This window comes from Pseudomonas sp. MG-9 (genome assembly GCF_018729515.1).
Taxonomy (GTDB): Bacteria; Pseudomonadota; Gammaproteobacteria; order Pseudomonadales; family Pseudomonadaceae; genus Aquipseudomonas; species Aquipseudomonas serboccidentalis.
Map to the genome: position 1 here is coordinate 121486 of NZ_JAHHZH010000004.1, position 16324 is coordinate 137809.

Annotated in this window: 14 protein-coding genes; 3 read left to right on the forward strand and 11 right to left on the reverse strand. The window is 61.0% G+C overall.

What is annotated here, in order from left to right; translation table 11 throughout:
- Positions 1-60: 60 nt before the first annotated feature.
- The 3 genes from KKQ10_RS11455 to KKQ10_RS11465 are packed head-to-tail and all read left to right on the forward strand — an operon-like array spanning position 61 to position 5275.
- Positions 61-1164, forward strand: a complete 1104-nt coding sequence (locus KKQ10_RS11455) for an efflux RND transporter periplasmic adaptor subunit (RefSeq protein ID WP_215501159.1) — start codon at positions 61-63, stop codon at positions 1162-1164.
- Entirely contained in the window at positions 1161-2225 is a 1065-nt protein-coding gene (locus KKQ10_RS11460) for an efflux RND transporter periplasmic adaptor subunit (RefSeq protein WP_215501160.1), read from the forward strand. Before KKQ10_RS11455 ends, KKQ10_RS11460 begins: the two co-directional genes overlap by 4 nt.
- On the forward strand, positions 2222-5275 hold the full coding sequence (locus KKQ10_RS11465) for an efflux RND transporter permease subunit (protein ID WP_127648493.1): 3054 nt from the start codon (positions 2222-2224) through the stop codon (positions 5273-5275). Before KKQ10_RS11460 ends, KKQ10_RS11465 begins: the two co-directional genes overlap by 4 nt.
- Positions 5276-5359: 84 nt before the next feature.
- Here KKQ10_RS11465 and KKQ10_RS11470 read toward each other — a convergent pair whose 3' ends face one another.
- The 11 genes from KKQ10_RS11470 to tcyJ form a co-directional block, all read right to left on the reverse strand.
- Positions 5360-5989: a class I SAM-dependent methyltransferase gene (locus KKQ10_RS11470; protein ID WP_215501161.1), complete on the reverse strand. Its 630-nt coding sequence runs from the start codon at positions 5987-5989 to the stop codon at positions 5360-5362.
- A gap of 136 nt (positions 5990-6125) precedes the next feature.
- Positions 6126-6770, reverse strand: a complete 645-nt coding sequence (locus tag KKQ10_RS11475; protein ID WP_215501162.1) for a methionine ABC transporter permease — start codon at positions 6768-6770, stop codon at positions 6126-6128.
- On the reverse strand, positions 6760-7881 hold the full coding sequence (locus KKQ10_RS11480) for a methionine ABC transporter ATP-binding protein (protein ID WP_215501163.1): 1122 nt from the start codon (positions 7879-7881) through the stop codon (positions 6760-6762). The genes KKQ10_RS11475 and KKQ10_RS11480 overlap by 11 nt, the downstream gene beginning before the upstream one ends.
- A gap of 2 nt (positions 7882-7883) precedes the next feature.
- Entirely contained in the window at positions 7884-8693 is an 810-nt protein-coding gene (locus KKQ10_RS11485) for a MetQ/NlpA family ABC transporter substrate-binding protein (protein WP_215501164.1), read from the reverse strand.
- A gap of 52 nt (positions 8694-8745) precedes the next feature.
- Entirely contained in the window at positions 8746-10104 is a 1359-nt protein-coding gene (locus tag KKQ10_RS11490; protein ID WP_215501165.1) for an LLM class flavin-dependent oxidoreductase, read from the reverse strand.
- On the reverse strand, positions 10104-11297 hold the full coding sequence (locus KKQ10_RS11495) for an SfnB family sulfur acquisition oxidoreductase (protein ID WP_215501166.1): 1194 nt from the start codon (positions 11295-11297) through the stop codon (positions 10104-10106). Before KKQ10_RS11495 ends, KKQ10_RS11490 begins: the two co-directional genes overlap by 1 nt.
- Positions 11298-11330: 33 nt before the next feature.
- A complete protein-coding gene (locus KKQ10_RS11500; RefSeq protein ID WP_215501167.1) occupies positions 11331-12572 on the reverse strand; it encodes an SfnB family sulfur acquisition oxidoreductase in 1242 nt (413 codons plus the stop codon).
- A gap of 267 nt (positions 12573-12839) precedes the next feature.
- Positions 12840-13610: a hypothetical protein gene (locus KKQ10_RS11505; protein ID WP_215501168.1), complete on the reverse strand. Its 771-nt coding sequence runs from the start codon at positions 13608-13610 to the stop codon at positions 12840-12842.
- 451 nt (positions 13611-14061) lie between these two features.
- Entirely contained in the window at positions 14062-14811 is a 750-nt protein-coding gene (gene tcyN, locus KKQ10_RS11510; RefSeq protein WP_215501169.1) for an L-cystine ABC transporter ATP-binding protein TcyN, read from the reverse strand.
- Positions 14812-14815: 4 nt separating this feature from the next.
- Positions 14816-15481, reverse strand: coding sequence for a cystine ABC transporter permease (gene tcyL, locus KKQ10_RS11515; protein ID WP_127648502.1), 666 nt, complete (start codon positions 15479-15481; stop codon positions 14816-14818).
- Entirely contained in the window at positions 15481-16281 is an 801-nt protein-coding gene (tcyJ, locus tag KKQ10_RS11520) for a cystine ABC transporter substrate-binding protein (RefSeq protein WP_127648503.1), read from the reverse strand. The genes tcyL and tcyJ overlap by 1 nt, the downstream gene beginning before the upstream one ends.
- Positions 16282-16324 lie beyond the last annotated feature (43 nt).

Below are 16324 nucleotides of genomic sequence, written 5' to 3' on the forward strand. Positions count from 1 at the left end.
CCTGTTCTAAGCTCACAGTCGTATCGTCACTTGCACGTTCGTACACAGGAAGGAGTCTGCATGGCGAGTCCCGGATTGAAAACAGTTGTCGTGCTGAGCCTGCTCACGTTGCTGACCGCTTGCAGCAAGAAAGAAGCCCCGGCGGAGTACCTGCCACGGGTCTTTGTGCAAGAGGTCAAACCGGCCAATTACGCCGCTGCCGTGACCCTTACCGGCGATGTGCAGGCGCGGGTGCAGACTGAACTGTCGTTCCGGGTCGGTGGCAAGATCATCCAGCGCATGGTGGATGTCGGCGACCGGGTCAGCGCCAGACAAGTGCTGGCCAAACTCGATCCCAAGGATCTGCAGACCAACGTCGATTCCGCTCAAGCCCAGGTCACCGCCGAGCAGGCGCGGGTCAAACAGAGCGCCGCGGCGTTCGTACGTCAGCAGAAACTGCTACCCAAGGGCTACACCAGCCAGAGCGAATACGATTCCGCCCAGGCTGCATTGCGCAGCAGCCAGAGCGCCTTGAGCGCGGCGCAGGCGCAATTGGCCAATGCCAAGGACCAGTTGAGCTACACCTCGCTGATCGCCGAAGCGCCGGGGGTGATCACCGAGCGTCAGGCCGAAGTCGGACAGGTGGTGCAGGCCACCGCGCCGATTTTTTCGCTGGCCCGTGATGGCGACCGTGACGCGGTGTTCAACGTTTATGAATCGCTGCTGGCCGAGCGCCCGGCGGATCGGTCAATTGTCGTCAGTCTGCTCGATAACCCGGCCATCAAGACCACCGGTATGGTGCGTGAAATCACCCCGGCGGTGTCGGCGCAGTCCGGCACGGTGCAAGTCAAAGTCAGCCTCGACAGCCTGCCGCAGGGCATGCAGCTGGGCTCGGTGGTCAGCGCCACGGCCAAGGGCAGCGGCAAGTCGGCGGTGGAATTGCCATGGTCGGCGCTGACCAAAAACATCAGCGATCCAGCGGTGTGGATGGTCGACGACAAAGGCGAAGCGCAGCTGCACAACGTCACCGTCAGCCGCTACCTGATCGGTAAGGTCATTATCAGCGACGGCCTCAAGGGCGGGGAGAAAGTCATTGTCGCGGGTGGGCAGTTGTTGCATCCGGGCATGAAAGTCGAGATTGCCGAAAACACCTACGAAGGTCTGCAACCGGGAGCTCAGCCATGAAGCGTCTGGGGCTGTTGTCCATGGGGGTGCTGTTGGTCGCCTGCTCGAAAAGCGAACCACCACCAGAGCCGGTGCGGCCGGTGCTGTCGATCAAGGTTCAGGCGCTGAACGAGGAAACCCTCGGGCGTTTCGCCGGCAGCATTCAGGCGCGTTACGAGAGCAACACCGGTTTTCGCGTTGGCGGACGCATTGCCAGCCGTAACGTCGATGTCGGCGCCGAGGTGCAAAAGGGCACGCTGCTCGCCACCCTCGACCCGTCCGATCAGCAGAACCAGTTGCGTTCGGCCCAGGGCGATCTGGCCAAGGTCCAGGCGCAACTGATCAACGCCCAGGCCAACGCCCGACGCCAGCAGGCGTTGTTCGATCGCGGGGTCGGCGCGCAGGCGCAACTGGACATCGCCACCACCGATTTGAAAACCACCCAGGCCTCGCTCGATCAGGCACGGGCGGCGGTCAATCAAAGCAAGGATCAACTGGGCTACACCGAACTGCGTTCCGACCACAAAGCCGTGGTCACTGCGTGGAACGCCGAAGCCGGGCAAGTGGTGACGGCCGGTCAACAGGTGGTGACCCTGGCGCAGCCGGACATCAAGGAAGCGGTGATCGATCTGCCGGACACGCTGGTCGACGAAATTCCTTCCGACGTGGTGTTTCTGGTGGCCGGGCAACTCGACCCGAGTATCAACACCACGGCGACCATCCGCGAGATCGAACCGCAGGCACAAAGCGCCACGCGTACCCGCCGTGCGCGGCTGACCCTGGCCAATACGCCGGACGGCTTCCGCCTCGGCACGGCAATCAGTGTGACCCTCAGTTCGGCAATCAAACCGCGCATCGAGTTGCCCGCCACCGCCCTGCAAGAAGCCGACGGCAAGACCCGCATCTGGGTGATCGATACCCAAAGCAAAACCGTTGCGCCCCGTGACGTCAGCGTGATCAGTCGTACCGACGGCACTGTGGTGCTGGTCGACGGGGTCAAGTCCGGCGAGCAGGTGGTCAGTGCAGGCGTCAACAGTCTCAAACCCGGACAAGCCGTGAAACTCGACGAGGACAGTCAATGAAAGGCTCTTTCAATCTCTCCGAATGGGCCCTCAAGCATCAGTCGTTCGTCTGGTATCTGATGTTCGTCGCGTTGCTGATGGGGGTGTTCTCCTACTTCAATCTGGGCCGCGAAGAAGACCCTTCGTTCACCATCAAGACCATGGTGATCCAGACCAAATGGCCGGGCGCGACCCAGGAGGAAACCCTCAAGCAGGTCACCGACCGCATCGAGAAAAAACTCGAAGAGCTCGATTCCCTCGACTACGTGAAAAGCTACACGCGCCCCGGCGAATCGACGGTGTACGTGTACCTGCGCGACACCACCAGTGCCAAGGACATTCCGCAAATCTGGTACCAGGTGCGCAAGAAGATCGACGACATTCGTGGCCAGTTTCCCCAGGGCATTCAAGGCCCCGGGTTCAACGACGAATTCGGCGATGTGTACGGTTCGGTCTACGCGTTTACCGCCGACGGCCTGACCATGCGCCAGTTGCGCGACTACGTGGAGCAGGCGCGCGCCGAAATCCGCGACGTACCGGGGCTGGGCAAGATCGAGATGATCGGCCAGCAGGATGAAGTGATTTACCTGAACTTCTCCACCCGCAAACTCGCCGCGCTGGGCATCGACCAGCGTCAGGTGGTGCAGAGCCTGCAATCGCAGAACGCCGTGACCCCGGCGGGGGTGATCGAGGCCGGTCCGGAGCGCATTTCGGTGCGCACCTCGGGGCAGTTCGCTTCGGAAAAAGACCTGGCCGAGGTCAATCTCAAGCTCAATGACCGGTTCTATCGCCTGGCGGACATCGCCGACATCAGCCGCGGTTACGTTGACCCGGCCACCCCGGAATTCCGCTTCGACGGCAAGCCGGCGATCGGTCTGGCGATTGCCATGCAGAAGGGCGGCAACGTTCAGGAATTCGGCAAGGCGTTGCACCAGCGTATCGACCAGGTCACCGCCGACCTGCCGGTAGGCGTCGGCGTGCACACCGTGTCCGATCAGGCCGTGGTGGTGGAGGAGGCGGTTGGCGGTTTCACCAGTGCGTTGTTCGAAGCGGTGGTGATCGTGCTGGTGGTCAGCTTCATCAGCCTCGGCGTGCGTGCCGGGCTGGTGGTGGCGTGCTCGATCCCGCTGGTGCTGGCGATGGTGTTCTTGTTCATGGAATACAGCGGCATCACCATGCAGCGGATTTCTCTCGGTGCGCTGATCATCGCCCTCGGTCTGCTGGTGGACGACGCGATGATCACCGTGGAGATGATGGTCACACGCCTGGAAATGGGCGAGAGCAAGGAGCAGGCGGCTACGTTCGCCTACACCTCCACGGCGTTCCCGATGCTCACCGGTACGCTGGTGACCGTGGCCGGTTTCGTGCCCATCGGCCTCAACGCCAGTTCCGCCGGTGAGTACACCTTCACCCTGTTCGCGGTGATCGCAGTGGCGATGCTCGTGTCGTGGGTGGTGGCGGTGTTCTTTGCCCCGGTGATCGGTGTGCACATCCTCAGCACCAATGTGAAACCTCATGAAGCCGAGCCGGGCCGCGTCGGCCGGGCCTTCAACGGCGGTTTGCTGTGGTGCATGCGCAATCGCTGGTGGGCCATCGGTATCACCGTGCTGCTGTTTGTACTGGCGGTGTTCTGCATGCGTTTTGTGCAGAACCAGTTCTTCCCGTCGTCGGATCGCCCGGAAATCCTCGTCGACCTCAACCTGCCGCAAAACGCCTCCATCGACGAAACCCGCAAGGCTGTCGACAAGCTCGAGGCCACGCTCAAGGGTGACCCGGACATCGTGCGCTGGAGTACCTACATCGGTCAGGGCGCGATCCGTTTCTACTTGCCTCTCGACCAGCAACTGCAAAACCCGTACTACGCGCAACTGGTGATCGTCAGCAAGAACTTCGAGGCCCGCGAGGCCCTGAGCCAGCGTCTGCGTGAGCGCTTGCACAAGGATTTCGTCGGCATCGGCAGTTACGTGCAGGCGCTGGAAATGGGCCCGCCGGTGGGGCGGCCGATCCAGTACCGGGTCAGTGGCAAGGACATCGATCAGGTGCGCAAGCACGCCATCGACCTGGCGACTGAACTGGACAAGAACCAGCACATCGGCGAGATCATTTACGACTGGAACGAGCCGGGCAAAGTCCTGCGCATCGACATCGCCCAGGACAAGGCACGGCAGCTCGGGTTGTCGTCCGAAGACGTGGCGAACCTGATGAACAGCATCGTCAGCGGCGCGCCGCTGACCCAGGTCAATGACGACATCTACTTGATCAACGTGGTCGGCCGGGCGGTGAGTTCGGAACGCGGTACGCCGGAAACCCTGCAGAACCTGCAGATTGTCACGCCCAACGGCACGTCGATCCCGCTGCTGGCGTTCGCCACCGTGCGTTATGAGTTGGAGCAGCCGCTGGTGTGGCGTCGCGACCGCTTGCCGACCATTACCATCAAGGCCTCGGTACGCGACGAGATCCAGCCGACCGACCTGGTGAAACTGCTCAAGCCGTCGATTGATGCCTTTGCCGACAAGCTGCCAGTTGGCTACAAAGTCGCCACGGGCGGTACGGTCGAGGAAAGCGGCAAGGCCCAGGGGCCGATTGCCAAGGTTCTGCCATTGATGCTGTTTTTGATGGCGACCTTTCTGATGATCCAGCTGCACAGCGTGCAGAAGATGTTCCTGGTGGCGAGTGTTGCGCCGCTGGGGCTGATCGGCGTGGTGCTGGCGTTGGTGCCGACGGGCACCCCGATGGGCTTCGTGGCGATCCTGGGGATTCTGGCTCTGATCGGCATCATCATCCGCAACTCGGTGATCCTCGTGACGCAGATCGATGAGTTCGAGAGAAATGGTTCGACGCCGTGGGATGCGGTGGTGGAAGCGACCGAGCACCGGCGCCGGCCGATCCTGCTGACCGCCGCGGCGGCGAGCATGGGCATGATCCCGATTGCCCGGGAGGTGTTCTGGGGGCCGATGGCTTACGCGATGATTGGCGGGATCGTGGTGGCGACGCTGCTCACGCTACTGTTTTTGCCGGCGCTGTATGTGGCCTGGTACAAGATTCGCGAACCGAAGAAAGAGGCCGCTTAAGGCAAAAGCAAAAGATCGCAGCCTGCGGCAGCTCCTACCGGTAATCCCATGTAGGCGCTGCCGAAGGCTGCGATCTTTTGATCTTCAGCCAACCCGCCGCCAGACACTGGCCAGCCAAGGCTGCTGCTCCCGCGGCAGCCCCGCCGGCCGGTAGTAATGTTCAAGCTCGACAAAGCCCGCCGCCGTCAGCAACCCGCGCCACGCCTCCAGGTCGTGATACGCGCCATACCGTGACCCGTTCCAGCCCTCACGGTTATCTCCACGCGGATTGGAGCTGAACAACACGCCATCCGGCTTCAGCGTGCCGTGCAGTTGCTTGAGCACCCGTGGCAACTCCTGCAGCGGCACATGAAACAGCACCGCGTTGGCGAAGATCCCGTCGAAGCGCTCGGCTGGTAGATCGAGTTTCAGAAAATCCTGGCACCATACCTCGCAGCCACTGTCAGCCCGCGCCATCTGCGCGAATTTTTCTGCGCCGTCGAGGCCGACGGCGATGTGGCCCATGCGCGTGAATGTCTGCAAGTCCCGCCCCGGCCCGCAGCCGAAATCGAGAATCGTGAACGGCGCCGTACTGTGGATGTGCCGAAGCAGCGCGTCGATGTTCTGGCTGACATCGTGATCGCGGGTGCCTTCGCGGAAGTCTTCAGCCACCGAGTTGTAATGGCCGAGGGTGGTGGCGGTGATCTGGTCCAGATCGGTGGGGGTCTGTTTCATGGGGCGGACTATTTGGGGGAGTTGAGCAGACTATAAGCGCTTTCGCGCTTTAAAAGATCGCAGCCTTCGGCAGATCCTACAGAAGACCGCATTCCCCTGTAGGAGCTGCCGAAGGTTGCGATCTTTTGATCTTGCTTCAACGCTTGTTCAAGCCCCTCGCCAATCGATCCCCGCCCAACTGAATCACCGCCACCAACACCACCAGCAACACGATCACCGTCAACATGATCTGGCTGTCAAAGCGCTGATACCCATAACGGTAAGCAATGTCGCCCAAACCGCCGGCCCCAATCGCCCCGGCCATGGCCGACGAGTTGATCATCGTTACCAGGGTGATGGTGAAACCGCCAACAATCCCCGGTAGCGCTTCGGGCAACAGCACATGCCAGACAATGTGCCAGCGTCGGCAACCCATGGCTTGCGCGGCCTCGATCAAACCGTGGTCAACCTCACGCAGACTCACTTCGGCAATCCGCGCAAAGAATGGCGTCGCGGCAATCGTCAGCGGCACCACGGCCGCCCACACGCCGTAGGTGGTGCCGACAATCAGCCGGGTGAACGGAATCAGCGCGACCATCAGAATCAGAAACGGGATCGAACGAAACAGGTTCACGAACGCGCCCAAGACACGGTTGAGCACTGGCGCTTGATAGATCCCGCCCTTGTCGCTGGTGACCAGAATCACCGCCATCGGAATCCCCACCAGCAAGGCGATCAGCGACGACACGCCGACCATCAGAAAGGTGTCGATAAAACCCTGCAGCAAGCGATCAAACCACATAACCCAACACCTCCACCCGTTGCGCCCATTGCCCGGCGCGTTCGCGCAATTGCTCGGCGCTCGCCGCCGAACCGCTCACGGCCAGCAGCAATTGCCCCAGCGCATGGCCCTGAATCCGTTCCACGCCACCCTGCAGCAACTTCACGCGACCACCGAGGGCGGCGAACAACGCCGCCAGATCCGGCTCGTCACTGGCACTGCCGGTGAATTGCAGGCGCAGCACCACCGATGCCTCGGAGGAGGGTGGTGAGGCATGCAGACGGTTTTGCAGTTCTTCCGGCAAGGCGTGTTGCAGCGGTGCGAGCAAGGTCTGGCTGACCTCGTGTTGCGGATTGCCGAACACCTCCCAGACCGGGCCTTGCTCGACGATCCGCCCGTGTTCCAGCACCATCACGCGGTCGCAGATTTCGCGGATCACCGCCATTTCGTGGGTGATCAACACGATGGTCAGGCCCAGGCGCTGGTTGATCTCGCGCAGCAGGCCGAGGATCGACTGGGTGGTCTCCGGGTCCAGCGCCGAGGTCGCCTCGTCGCACAGCAGAATGTCCGGATCATGCACCAGCGCGCGGGCGATGCCGACACGCTGTTTCTGCCCGCCGGAGAGCTGCGCCGGGTAGGCCTTGTGCTTGGTTTGCAGGCCGACCAGTTCGAGCAGTTCGCGGACTTTCTGTTCGCGCTGTTCTTTCGGTACGCCAGCGACTTTCAGCGGCAGTTCGACGTTCTGCCAGACCGTCTTCGCCGACATCAAGTTGAAGTGCTGGAAGATCATGCCGATGCGTCGGCGCAGGTTGACCAGGCGATCCTCATCGAACTCGCCGATGTCGACCTGATCGATCAGCACCCGGCCCGACGTCGGTTGCTCCAGACGGTTGATCGTACGGATCAGCGACGACTTGCCGGCGCCACTGCGGCCGATGATGCCGAACACCTCGCCGTGCTGGATCGCCAGATCGATGCCTTGCAGGGCCGCGACCGGACCTTGCCGGCCATCGTAGGTTTTACCCAGGCCGATGAAGCGGATGTGGGCACGATTCAGCTCGGGGTGCAGTTCGGTTTTTTCAGCATTTTTGGGCTCTGGAATCTCCAGTCGCCGTTGGATCGCGGCCGTCATCCTCAGCTTTCCCAACCGGCCTGGTACAGCTTGCCGTGGGCCTTATCCAGCGCGGCACGCACGGCCGGCGAGTGCTGGTAGATGTCGACGAACTTGATCAGGCGCGGATCGTCTTTGCTTTTCGGCTGGATCACGAACTGGATCACGTATTCCTTGTGGTCGAGGCCATCGAACAGCAAGGCGGAACCGGCATCGAAGGTTTTCGCCAGACGGATGTAGGCCGGGTAGCCCTGGACCAGATCGGCGTCGTCATAGGCGCGCACTAGTTGCACGGCTTCCACTTGCAGGATTTTGATCCTCTTCGGGTTGGCGACGATATCGTCTTCGGTGGCCTTGTAGCCGACGCCCGGTTTGAGCGTGATCAGCCCGGCCTTGGCCAGCAGTTGCAGGCCGCGCCCGCTGTTGATCGGGTCGTTGGCGATGGCGACGCTGGCGCCTTCGGGCAACTCGTCGAAGCTTTTGTATTTCTTCGAGTAGAGGCCGACGTTGTTGATGATCCCCGGGGCAAATGGCACCAGATCAAAACCGGAAGCGGCCTTGGCGTTTTCGAGAAACGGGATGTGCTGGAAGTAGTTCACGTCGATGTCGCCGGCGGCGAGGCTGACGTTGGGCGCGATCCAGTCGGTGAACTCCACCAGCTCGACTTTCAGACCTTGTTTGGAAGCCTCTTCGACGGCGGCTTCCAGCGGAATGGCGAACGCGGCGGTGGTGCCGATTTTCAGTGGAGCATCGGCGGCGAATACCGCCGAGCTGAACAGGCCGAAGGCCAGGGCCAGTGCTTTGACTGGGTGGGTCAGGAATTTCTGGGTCATGGTGTTTTTTCCAGTCAGTGCATGAAGTTTGTGGAGCCTGCTCGCGATGCTTTTAACGGCGAAACGAAGAGCCGGTGTGTTGCTCGGGTAACTGCGCCGCCCCGTGAAACAGCTTCTCGCGCAAGCTGCCACTGTCATACGCGGTCTTGTACGACCCACGTCGTTGCAGCTCCGGAATCACCAGCTCAATGAAATCGACATAGCTTTCCGGGGTGACGATGCGGGTCAGGTTGAAGCCGTCCAGACCGGTTTCGGCGATCCACGACTCCAGCTCGTCCGCCACTTGCTCGGGCGAGCCGACCACGGTGATGTAGCGGCCACCGAGGGCGTGCTGGTCGAGCAATTTGCGCCGGGTCCAGTCGTTGTTTTGCAGGTTTTTGGTGGCGGACTGGATGGCGTTGCTTTTCACGTACTGGATCGGCTCGTCGATTTCGTACTGGGAAAAATCGATGCCGGTGGAAGCCGAAAAGTGCGCCACACCGGCCTCGGCACTGGCGTAGCTCAGGTACTCGGCGTGCTTGGCCCACGCGGCTTCTTCTGTCTCGCCGACAATCACGTTGAGGCCCATGAACACCTTGATGTCTTCGCGGTTGCGCCCGGCCTCGACGGCGCTGGCGCGGACCTTGTCCACTTGCACCCTGGTCGACGCTTTGTTCTGGCCGCTGATGAACACGCACTCGGCGTGACGCCCGGCGAACAGCAGGCCGCGATCGGAACTGCCGGCCTGGAACAGCACCGGCGTACGCTGCGGTGACGGCTCGCAGAGGTGGAAACCCTCGACCTGGTAGAACTCGCCCTTGTGCTCGACCTTGTGCACTTTCTCCGGTTGCGCGTAGATCCGCTGCGCACGGTCATTGAGCACCGCGCCGTTTTCCCAACTGCCTTCCCAGAGTTTGTAGAGCACTTCCAGGTACTCGTCGGCCTGATCGTAGCGACGGTCATGCTCGACCTGCTCGCTCAGGCCCATGGCCTTGGCGGCGCTGTCGAGGTAACCGGTGACGATGTTCCAACCCACGCGACCACGGCTCAGATGATCGAGCGTGGACATGCGCCGGGCGAACAGATACGGCGGTTCGTAAGTGAGGTTGGCGGTCAGGCCGAAGCCGAGGTTTTTTGTCACCGCAGCCATGGCCGACACCAGCAGCAGCGGGTCGTTGACCGGCAGCTGGATCGACTCTTTGAGCGTGACATCCACTGAGTTCTGGTAGACGTCGTACACACCGACGATGTCGGCGATGAACAGTCCATCGAACAGCCCGCGCTCGAGCAACTGCGCCAGTTCGGTCCAGTACTCAACGGTGTTGTAGCGCGTCGAGGTATCACGCGGATGCGTCCACAAGCCGTGGTTGATGTGGCCGATGCAGTTCATGTTGAACGCGTTGAGCAGGATCTTCTTTTTCGCAGCGCTCATCAGATCGTCCCTCGCAGCGGAGGGTTTTCATCATTGAGGTAGTAGTTGCCCACCGCGTGATATTTCCAGCGCACCGGGTCGTGCAGGGTGTGCACCCGGGCGTTGCGCCAGTGGCGGTCGAGGCCGTGTTCGATCAGGGTCGCCTGGCTGCCGGCCAGTTCGAACAGTGTGCTGCCGGCGGCCAGGGAAATCTCGGTGCTGATCGCCCGCGCTTCGGCAACGGCAATCGAGGCGGCGGCGACGGTCTCGGCATTCAGCTCGGCTTGCGCTGCGTCGAGGAATTCACCGGCGCGTTCGAGCAGCGCTTCGGTGGCGTGCAGGCGAATGCTCAAGTGGCCGAAGCTCTTCAGGGTCAGCGGGTCTTCAGTGGCTTTGTCGTTACCCGAATCGATCCACGGACGCGTCTTGCTGCGCACAAAGTGCAGCGCGTCGTCATACGCGGCGCGGGCAATGCCGGTGTCGATGGCCGCGTGAAGAATCTGCGCCAGCGGGCCGACCGTGGTCGGACGCTCGAAGGCACTCTGGAACGGGATCACGTCTTCGGCGGCAACGTACACGTCCTCGAACACCACCGAGCCGCTGCCGGTGGTGCGCTGGCCGAAGCCGCTCCAGTCGTCGATCACCGTCAGGCCTTGGCTGTCGCGCGGGACGAACGCCAGTTGCTGCACGCCGTTTTCATCGACCACCGACGTCGGGATGCGCTGCGCGTAGATCGCGCCGGTCGCATAGAACTTGCGACCGTTGATGCGATAGCCGTCGCCGTCGCGCTTGAGGCTGGTGACACGATCGTGGGCGGTTTTGGTACCCAGTTCCGCCAGTGCGTTGCCGAAGCGCTGGCCGCCCAGCACCTCGGCGTACAGGCGTTGTTTCTGTTCGTGGCTGCCGTTCACCCGCAGCACTTCGAGGGCATAGAAATGGTTCTGCGGAATCTGCCCGAGGGAGCCGTCGGCCTGAGCGATCAGGGCGATGACTTTGGCCAGGGTCACGTTGGACACACCGGCACCGCCGTATTCCCTGGGGACGCTGATGCCCCACAGGCCGGAGCGGGAAAACACATCGAGTTCGGGCAGCGGCAGGCGCCGTTCACGATCGCGCACCGCGCTGTCGCGTTTGAAATCTTCGGCCAGGTCGCTGGCGACGATCAGGGCTTGCTCATCGCTGGTGATGACCGCGACGGGATGGGAAAAAGTCATAGGTTTCTCCAAGGCTCTTGAGAACGTGTGCGGTCAGATCCAGGAGTGGCGAGCCGGCAACGTGCCGTTGAGGCGATAAGCGCCAACCGCGTGATATTTCCAGCGCACCGGGTCGTGCAGGGTGTGCACCCGGGCGTTGCGCCAGTGCCGGTCGAGGTTGAATTCGGCGAGGGTGGCGCGGCTGCCGGCCAGTTCGAAGAGCTTTTCGCTGGCCAGCAGCGAGATCTCGGTGGTCAGCACTTTGGCTTCGGCCACGGCAATCGAAGCGCGGGCCGCGGACTCGGCGGTAAGCGGCGCGGCGTGTACCTGATCGAGCACTTGCCCGGCCTTGCGCAGCAGCGCTTCGGCGGCGTGCAGTTCGATTTTCAGTCTGCCGATGTCGGCGATCACGTAGAGGTCATCGCTGGCGCGTTCGACCTTGGCGTCGATCCAGGGCCGGGCGCGGGTTTGGACGAACTCGATGGCATCGTCGATGGCGCCACGGGCAATGCCGGCGTCGATGGCCGCCTGAATCAGCTGCGACACCGCACCTTGGGTATTGGGCTTCTCGTTGATCTTCCAGTTGTCGACCATCAGGCTCGATTCGACGCGCACGTTGTTCAGCACAATCGTGCCGCTGGCGGTGGTGCGCTGACCGAAGCCCGACCAATCATCAACAATGTGCAGCCCCGGAGTGCCTCGACGGACGAAGGCCAGCACTTGCTTGCCGTCGTCGTTGAGTGCCTTGACGGCAACCCAGTGCGCGAACAGCGCGCCGGTGGAGTAGAACTTCTGGCCGTTGATCACGTAATCATCACCGTCGGCGGTGATTCGCGCTTTCAATTCCAGGGTGTTTTTGGTGCCTCGTTCAGGGCCGGCATTGCCGATACGCCAGCCTTCCAGAACACTCTGGAACAGCTGCTTTTTCTGCGCTTCAGTGGCGCTGCCGAGCACCAGATTGATAATGCCGAACTGGTTTTGCGGGATCTGCCCCAGGGCCGGATCGGCCGCGGAAACGATCGCGAACACTTCGGCCAGGGTAACGAACGAAACCTGCGGGCCGCCGTACTCACGCGGGATGGCAATGCTGCCCAGGCCGCTGCGGGTGAACTGTTCGATTTCCGCCCACGGCAGCTTGCGCTGGCGGTCGCGCTTGGCGGCCTGCACGCGAGCGACTTGCGCCAGCTCATGGGCGGCCTCGATGGCTTGGGCGTCGTTGCGCAAGACCTGCGCGGGCAACAACAGTGGGGCGATGTCCAGATCAGACTGGACGTTTGCGTCTGCCAGACTGGACATCAGTGCCGCTCCTTGGCTGCACGCAATGCCCTGGCGATCTGCACTGGGGTGATTGTGTTCCGGACCATACTACCTACCTCACATCTCATGAAAAACGCCGCAAAAGTGCGGCGAACGAAAGAATGTCCGGTGGTCCGGTTCATATACCCTAAGCGTGTATAAATATTAAATAAACTAACTTTTAGGAATATGCATAGAAGGTTGCGTGGTCGTTTTGGTTAACGATTGTGGGTGCGACGATTCGACAAGCTCCCTCGCCACAAAGGTTCAGAGTTCTTTCTTGCGGGATTCAGCGGCCTTTAGCTCTTGGCGCAGTGGCACCTTCAAATAAGGATTCACGCAGCCAATCTTCAATGTCCGTGGCGGTGCCCAGCGAGAGTTGTTGCCGACCCAGTCGAGCACGCAATACGTCACGTCCAGACGCAGGTCTTCACCGCCCTCGACGATGATCGCCGGGGGTACCCAGACATGGATTGGCTGCCCGACATCCGCTGCGCTGATCCTGGGCAGGTCCATTCGTACATCGCCCCAGCGCAAGGTGATTTCGTCGTCCTCGGCCATGTTCAGGTAGGGCTCGATGGTCAGCGGGACGCCGCGTTTGATCTGATTGGGGTTCACCCCCTGGCGGCGGATGGTGTCGGGCAGCGTGACCGGCGCCAGTTGCTGATTCTCGTCACCGCACAATGTCGAAGGCTGACCACCGGGGCAGTCGAGTTTGACCTGCACCCGGGTTGCCGCCGACAGCGCCGGGCCCTGACCGACCTGCATGATCCGGTAGTGGATACGTGCGGTGCCACTGGCAATGAAACTTTCCGGAACCCGCAGACTGACCGAGGCGCCGAGGTCTTCGTTGGTCAATACCCGGGAGGCGACGTAGCAGTTGTTCCAGAACAGTTCGATCAGGTCACCGACATCCATGCCGGGGTAAGGCAGGACATCGATCAGCAGATGAGCGGCGGCGGCCAGGTTGATGGCGTTTTTTTGCGCGGATGCCAGGTTCGGCGCTGCCAGTTCGGGGGTAGGCGAAGTGCGGGTCATCGGGTTCTCTCCTTGAAGTCTTGCAGCGAATTCCGTTTCTTGAAAAAACAAAAGGCGTGATGAATCGGTAATACAACTGTGAACTTTTGTTCTGGTTGAGTACGGAATGATTCAACTAATTGGTGCCGGTTGGCGACTAGATAAGAGGGTGCGCGAAAGAGTGTCAATGGTCCGGATTAGTTAATCCGTAAATTACGAGCTAATCAGAAACTTCCTACGCTGGCAAGGCGGGCTGCCTAGCTGTTTTGGCGAACGGAACTACGGTTTTTACGGATTTTCAGCTGTTTTCGGGCAAGCCGGTTTAAACCTTTATCCACATGCACAGGTACGTCGCAGATTGTTCTTATCTGTTGCAGAACATAGATGTAGTTGTTTGAAAGGTTTTAATGTTTTGGCGGGAGAGATGAAGATAACTTCCATCCATGGAAGTTAATGGTTTGCATCAAGTTGCTCAGGCGTGATTCAGAAACTTGCTGAGAAACTGTTTGGTGCGTTGTTCTTTCGGGTTGGCAAACAACGCCTTGGCTTCACCTTGCTCGACGATCACGCCTTTGTCGAAAAACACCACCCGGTTGGCCACGTCGCGGGCAAAACCCATTTCGTGGGTGACGATGACCATGGTGCGCTTTTCTTCAGCGAGGCCGCGAATGGTCGCCAGTACTTCGCCGACCAGTTCCGGGTCGAGGGCCGAGGTCGGCTCGTCGAACAGGATCACTTCCGGCTCCATCGCCAGCGCCCGGGCAATCGCCACGCGCTGTTGCTGACCGCCAGACAGGCGACGCGGATAAGCGTCCTCCTTGCCTGCCAGACCGACTTTGGCCAACAGTTTCATGCCCAAGGCGGTGGCTTGTTCGCGCGGCATCTTCTTGACCACGATCGGCCCTTCGATGACGTTTTCCAGCGCGGTACGATGGGGGAACAGGTTGAAGTTCTGGAACACGAAACCCACGTGCTGGCGCAGGTTGCGCACCAGGCTTTGCTGCTGGCTCAACGGGCGGCTGGTATCGATTTCGATATCGCCGACCTTGATCCGGCCGCTGGTGGGTTGCTCAAGGAAATTCAGGCAGCGCAGGAACGTGGTCTTGCCCGAACCGCTGGGGCCGATGATGGCCACGACCTCGCCTTCTTTCACCTCAAGATCGATGCCTTTGAGCACCTCTTGACCCTTGAACTGCTTTGTCAGTTTTTCCACGACAATCATGGGGTCAGGACTCCTGGTCGTGCCGATTGACCCGCTCTTCCAACTTGTTCTGCAGGTGCGACAGCACCGTGGCCAGAATCCAGTAGATCAGCGCGGCGGCAAGATACATGGTGAAGACTTCGAAAGTCCGGGCGGTAATCAGCTGTGCCTGACGGAACAGTTCCGGCACCTGAATGGTGGCGGCCAGTGCCGTGTCCTTGACCAGCGAAATGAAGCTGTTGCCCAGCGGCGGCAACGCCGTGCGCATGGCCTGCGGCAGGATGGCCCGGCGCAGGGTCTGCGCGCGGGTCATGCCGATGCTCGCAGCGGCTTCCCACTGACCCCGTTCGATCGAACCGATCGCGGCACGCAGGATTTCACAGGCGTAAGCGGCCATGTTCAGCGAGAAGCCGATCAGGGCCGCTGGCAGCGGATCGAGTTCCAGACCCAATTGCGGCAAGCCGTAATAGATCACGAACAGCTGCACCAGCAACGGCGTGCCGCGAAAGAACGACACGTAGATCCGGGCAAGCCAACTGACCGATTTGAAGCGCGACAGGCGCATCAACGCCAGCCCAAAGCCCAGCAGCAAGCCGAAGAACATGCCGCCGAGACTGAGGATCACCGTGAAGTACGCGCCCTTGAGCAGGAAGGGCGCGGAGTCGAGTGCGAGTTGGAAAGCTTCTTCCATTATTTAGTGACGTCAGCGTTGAAGTATTTCTTGGACAGCTTCTCAAGGGTACCGTCGGCACGCAGTTCGTCGAGGGCCTTGTTCACCGCAGCCAGCAGCTCCGGTTCGCCTTTACGCAGGGCAATGCCGGACTCCTGACGGGAGAAGGCTTCACCAGCGGCTACGGTTTTCGGAGCTTTTTTGGCGTATTCCAGCGCGGCCAGACGGTCGATCAGGATGGCGTCGGTGCGACCATTGTTCAGGTCGGCGAACTTGGTCGGATCATCGTCGTAGGTGCGCACGTCAGCGCCCGGCACATTGGCGCGGACCCATTGTTCGTAGTTGGTGCCCAGGCCGACACCGACCTTCTTGCCGGACAGGTCGGCAGCGGTCTTGATGTTCAGCGCGGCTTCCTTGCTCTTCAGCACCAGCGCCTGAATCCCGGAAACGGTGTAGGGCTCGGAGAAGTCATACTTCTTTTTGCGCTCGTCGGAGATGGTCACCTGGTTGACCACGACGTCCAGGCGCTTGGATTCCAGCGCGGCGAGGATGCCGTCCCACTTGGTGGGTTGAACCTTGGCTTTGACGCCCAGCTTCTGCGCCAGCGCTTCGGAGAGTTCGACTTCGAAACCGGACAGTTTGCCGTTCTCGTCAACGAAGCTGAACGGTGGGTAAGTGCCTTCCAGGCCGACGTTGATAACGCCTTTGTCCTTGATCTGCTTCAGCTGTTCACCGGCAGTTGCCTGGCCGATCAGGCCGGCGCTCAGTGCAAGGCCCAGCGAACCTACCAGCAGATTGCGACGTAGTGCGGAAAAATTCATGACAAGCCCCTGTGTTTTCTTATGGAAGACGCTTAAGGAAAGT

Coding starts and splice junctions, on each gene's coding strand:
- KKQ10_RS11455 (WP_215501159.1), top strand. CDS start 61: ATGGCGAGTCCCGGATTGAAAACAGTTGTCGTGCTGAGCCTGCTCACG.
- KKQ10_RS11460 (WP_215501160.1), top strand. CDS start 1,161: ATGAAGCGTCTGGGGCTGTTGTCCATGGGGGTGCTGTTGGTCGCCTGC.
- KKQ10_RS11465 (WP_127648493.1), top strand. CDS start 2,222: ATGAAAGGCTCTTTCAATCTCTCCGAATGGGCCCTCAAGCATCAGTCG.
- KKQ10_RS11470 (WP_215501161.1), bottom strand. CDS start 5,989: ATGAAACAGACCCCCACCGATCTGGACCAGATCACCGCCACCACCCTC.
- KKQ10_RS11475 (WP_215501162.1), bottom strand. CDS start 6,770: ATGTGGTTTGATCGCTTGCTGCAGGGTTTTATCGACACCTTTCTGATG.
- KKQ10_RS11480 (WP_215501163.1), bottom strand. CDS start 7,881: ATGACGGCCGCGATCCAACGGCGACTGGAGATTCCAGAGCCCAAAAAT.
- KKQ10_RS11485 (WP_215501164.1), bottom strand. CDS start 8,693: ATGACCCAGAAATTCCTGACCCACCCAGTCAAAGCACTGGCCCTGGCC.
- KKQ10_RS11490 (WP_215501165.1), bottom strand. CDS start 10,104: ATGAGCGCTGCGAAAAAGAAGATCCTGCTCAACGCGTTCAACATGAAC.
- KKQ10_RS11495 (WP_215501166.1), bottom strand. CDS start 11,297: ATGACTTTTTCCCATCCCGTCGCGGTCATCACCAGCGATGAGCAAGCC.
- KKQ10_RS11500 (WP_215501167.1), bottom strand. CDS start 12,572: ATGTCCAGTCTGGCAGACGCAAACGTCCAGTCTGATCTGGACATCGCC.
- KKQ10_RS11505 (WP_215501168.1), bottom strand. CDS start 13,610: ATGACCCGCACTTCGCCTACCCCCGAACTGGCAGCGCCGAACCTGGCA.
- tcyN (WP_215501169.1), bottom strand. CDS start 14,811: ATGATTGTCGTGGAAAAACTGACAAAGCAGTTCAAGGGTCAAGAGGTG.
- tcyL (WP_127648502.1), bottom strand. CDS start 15,481: ATGGAAGAAGCTTTCCAACTCGCACTCGACTCCGCGCCCTTCCTGCTC.
- tcyJ (WP_127648503.1), bottom strand. CDS start 16,281: ATGAATTTTTCCGCACTACGTCGCAATCTGCTGGTAGGTTCGCTGGGC.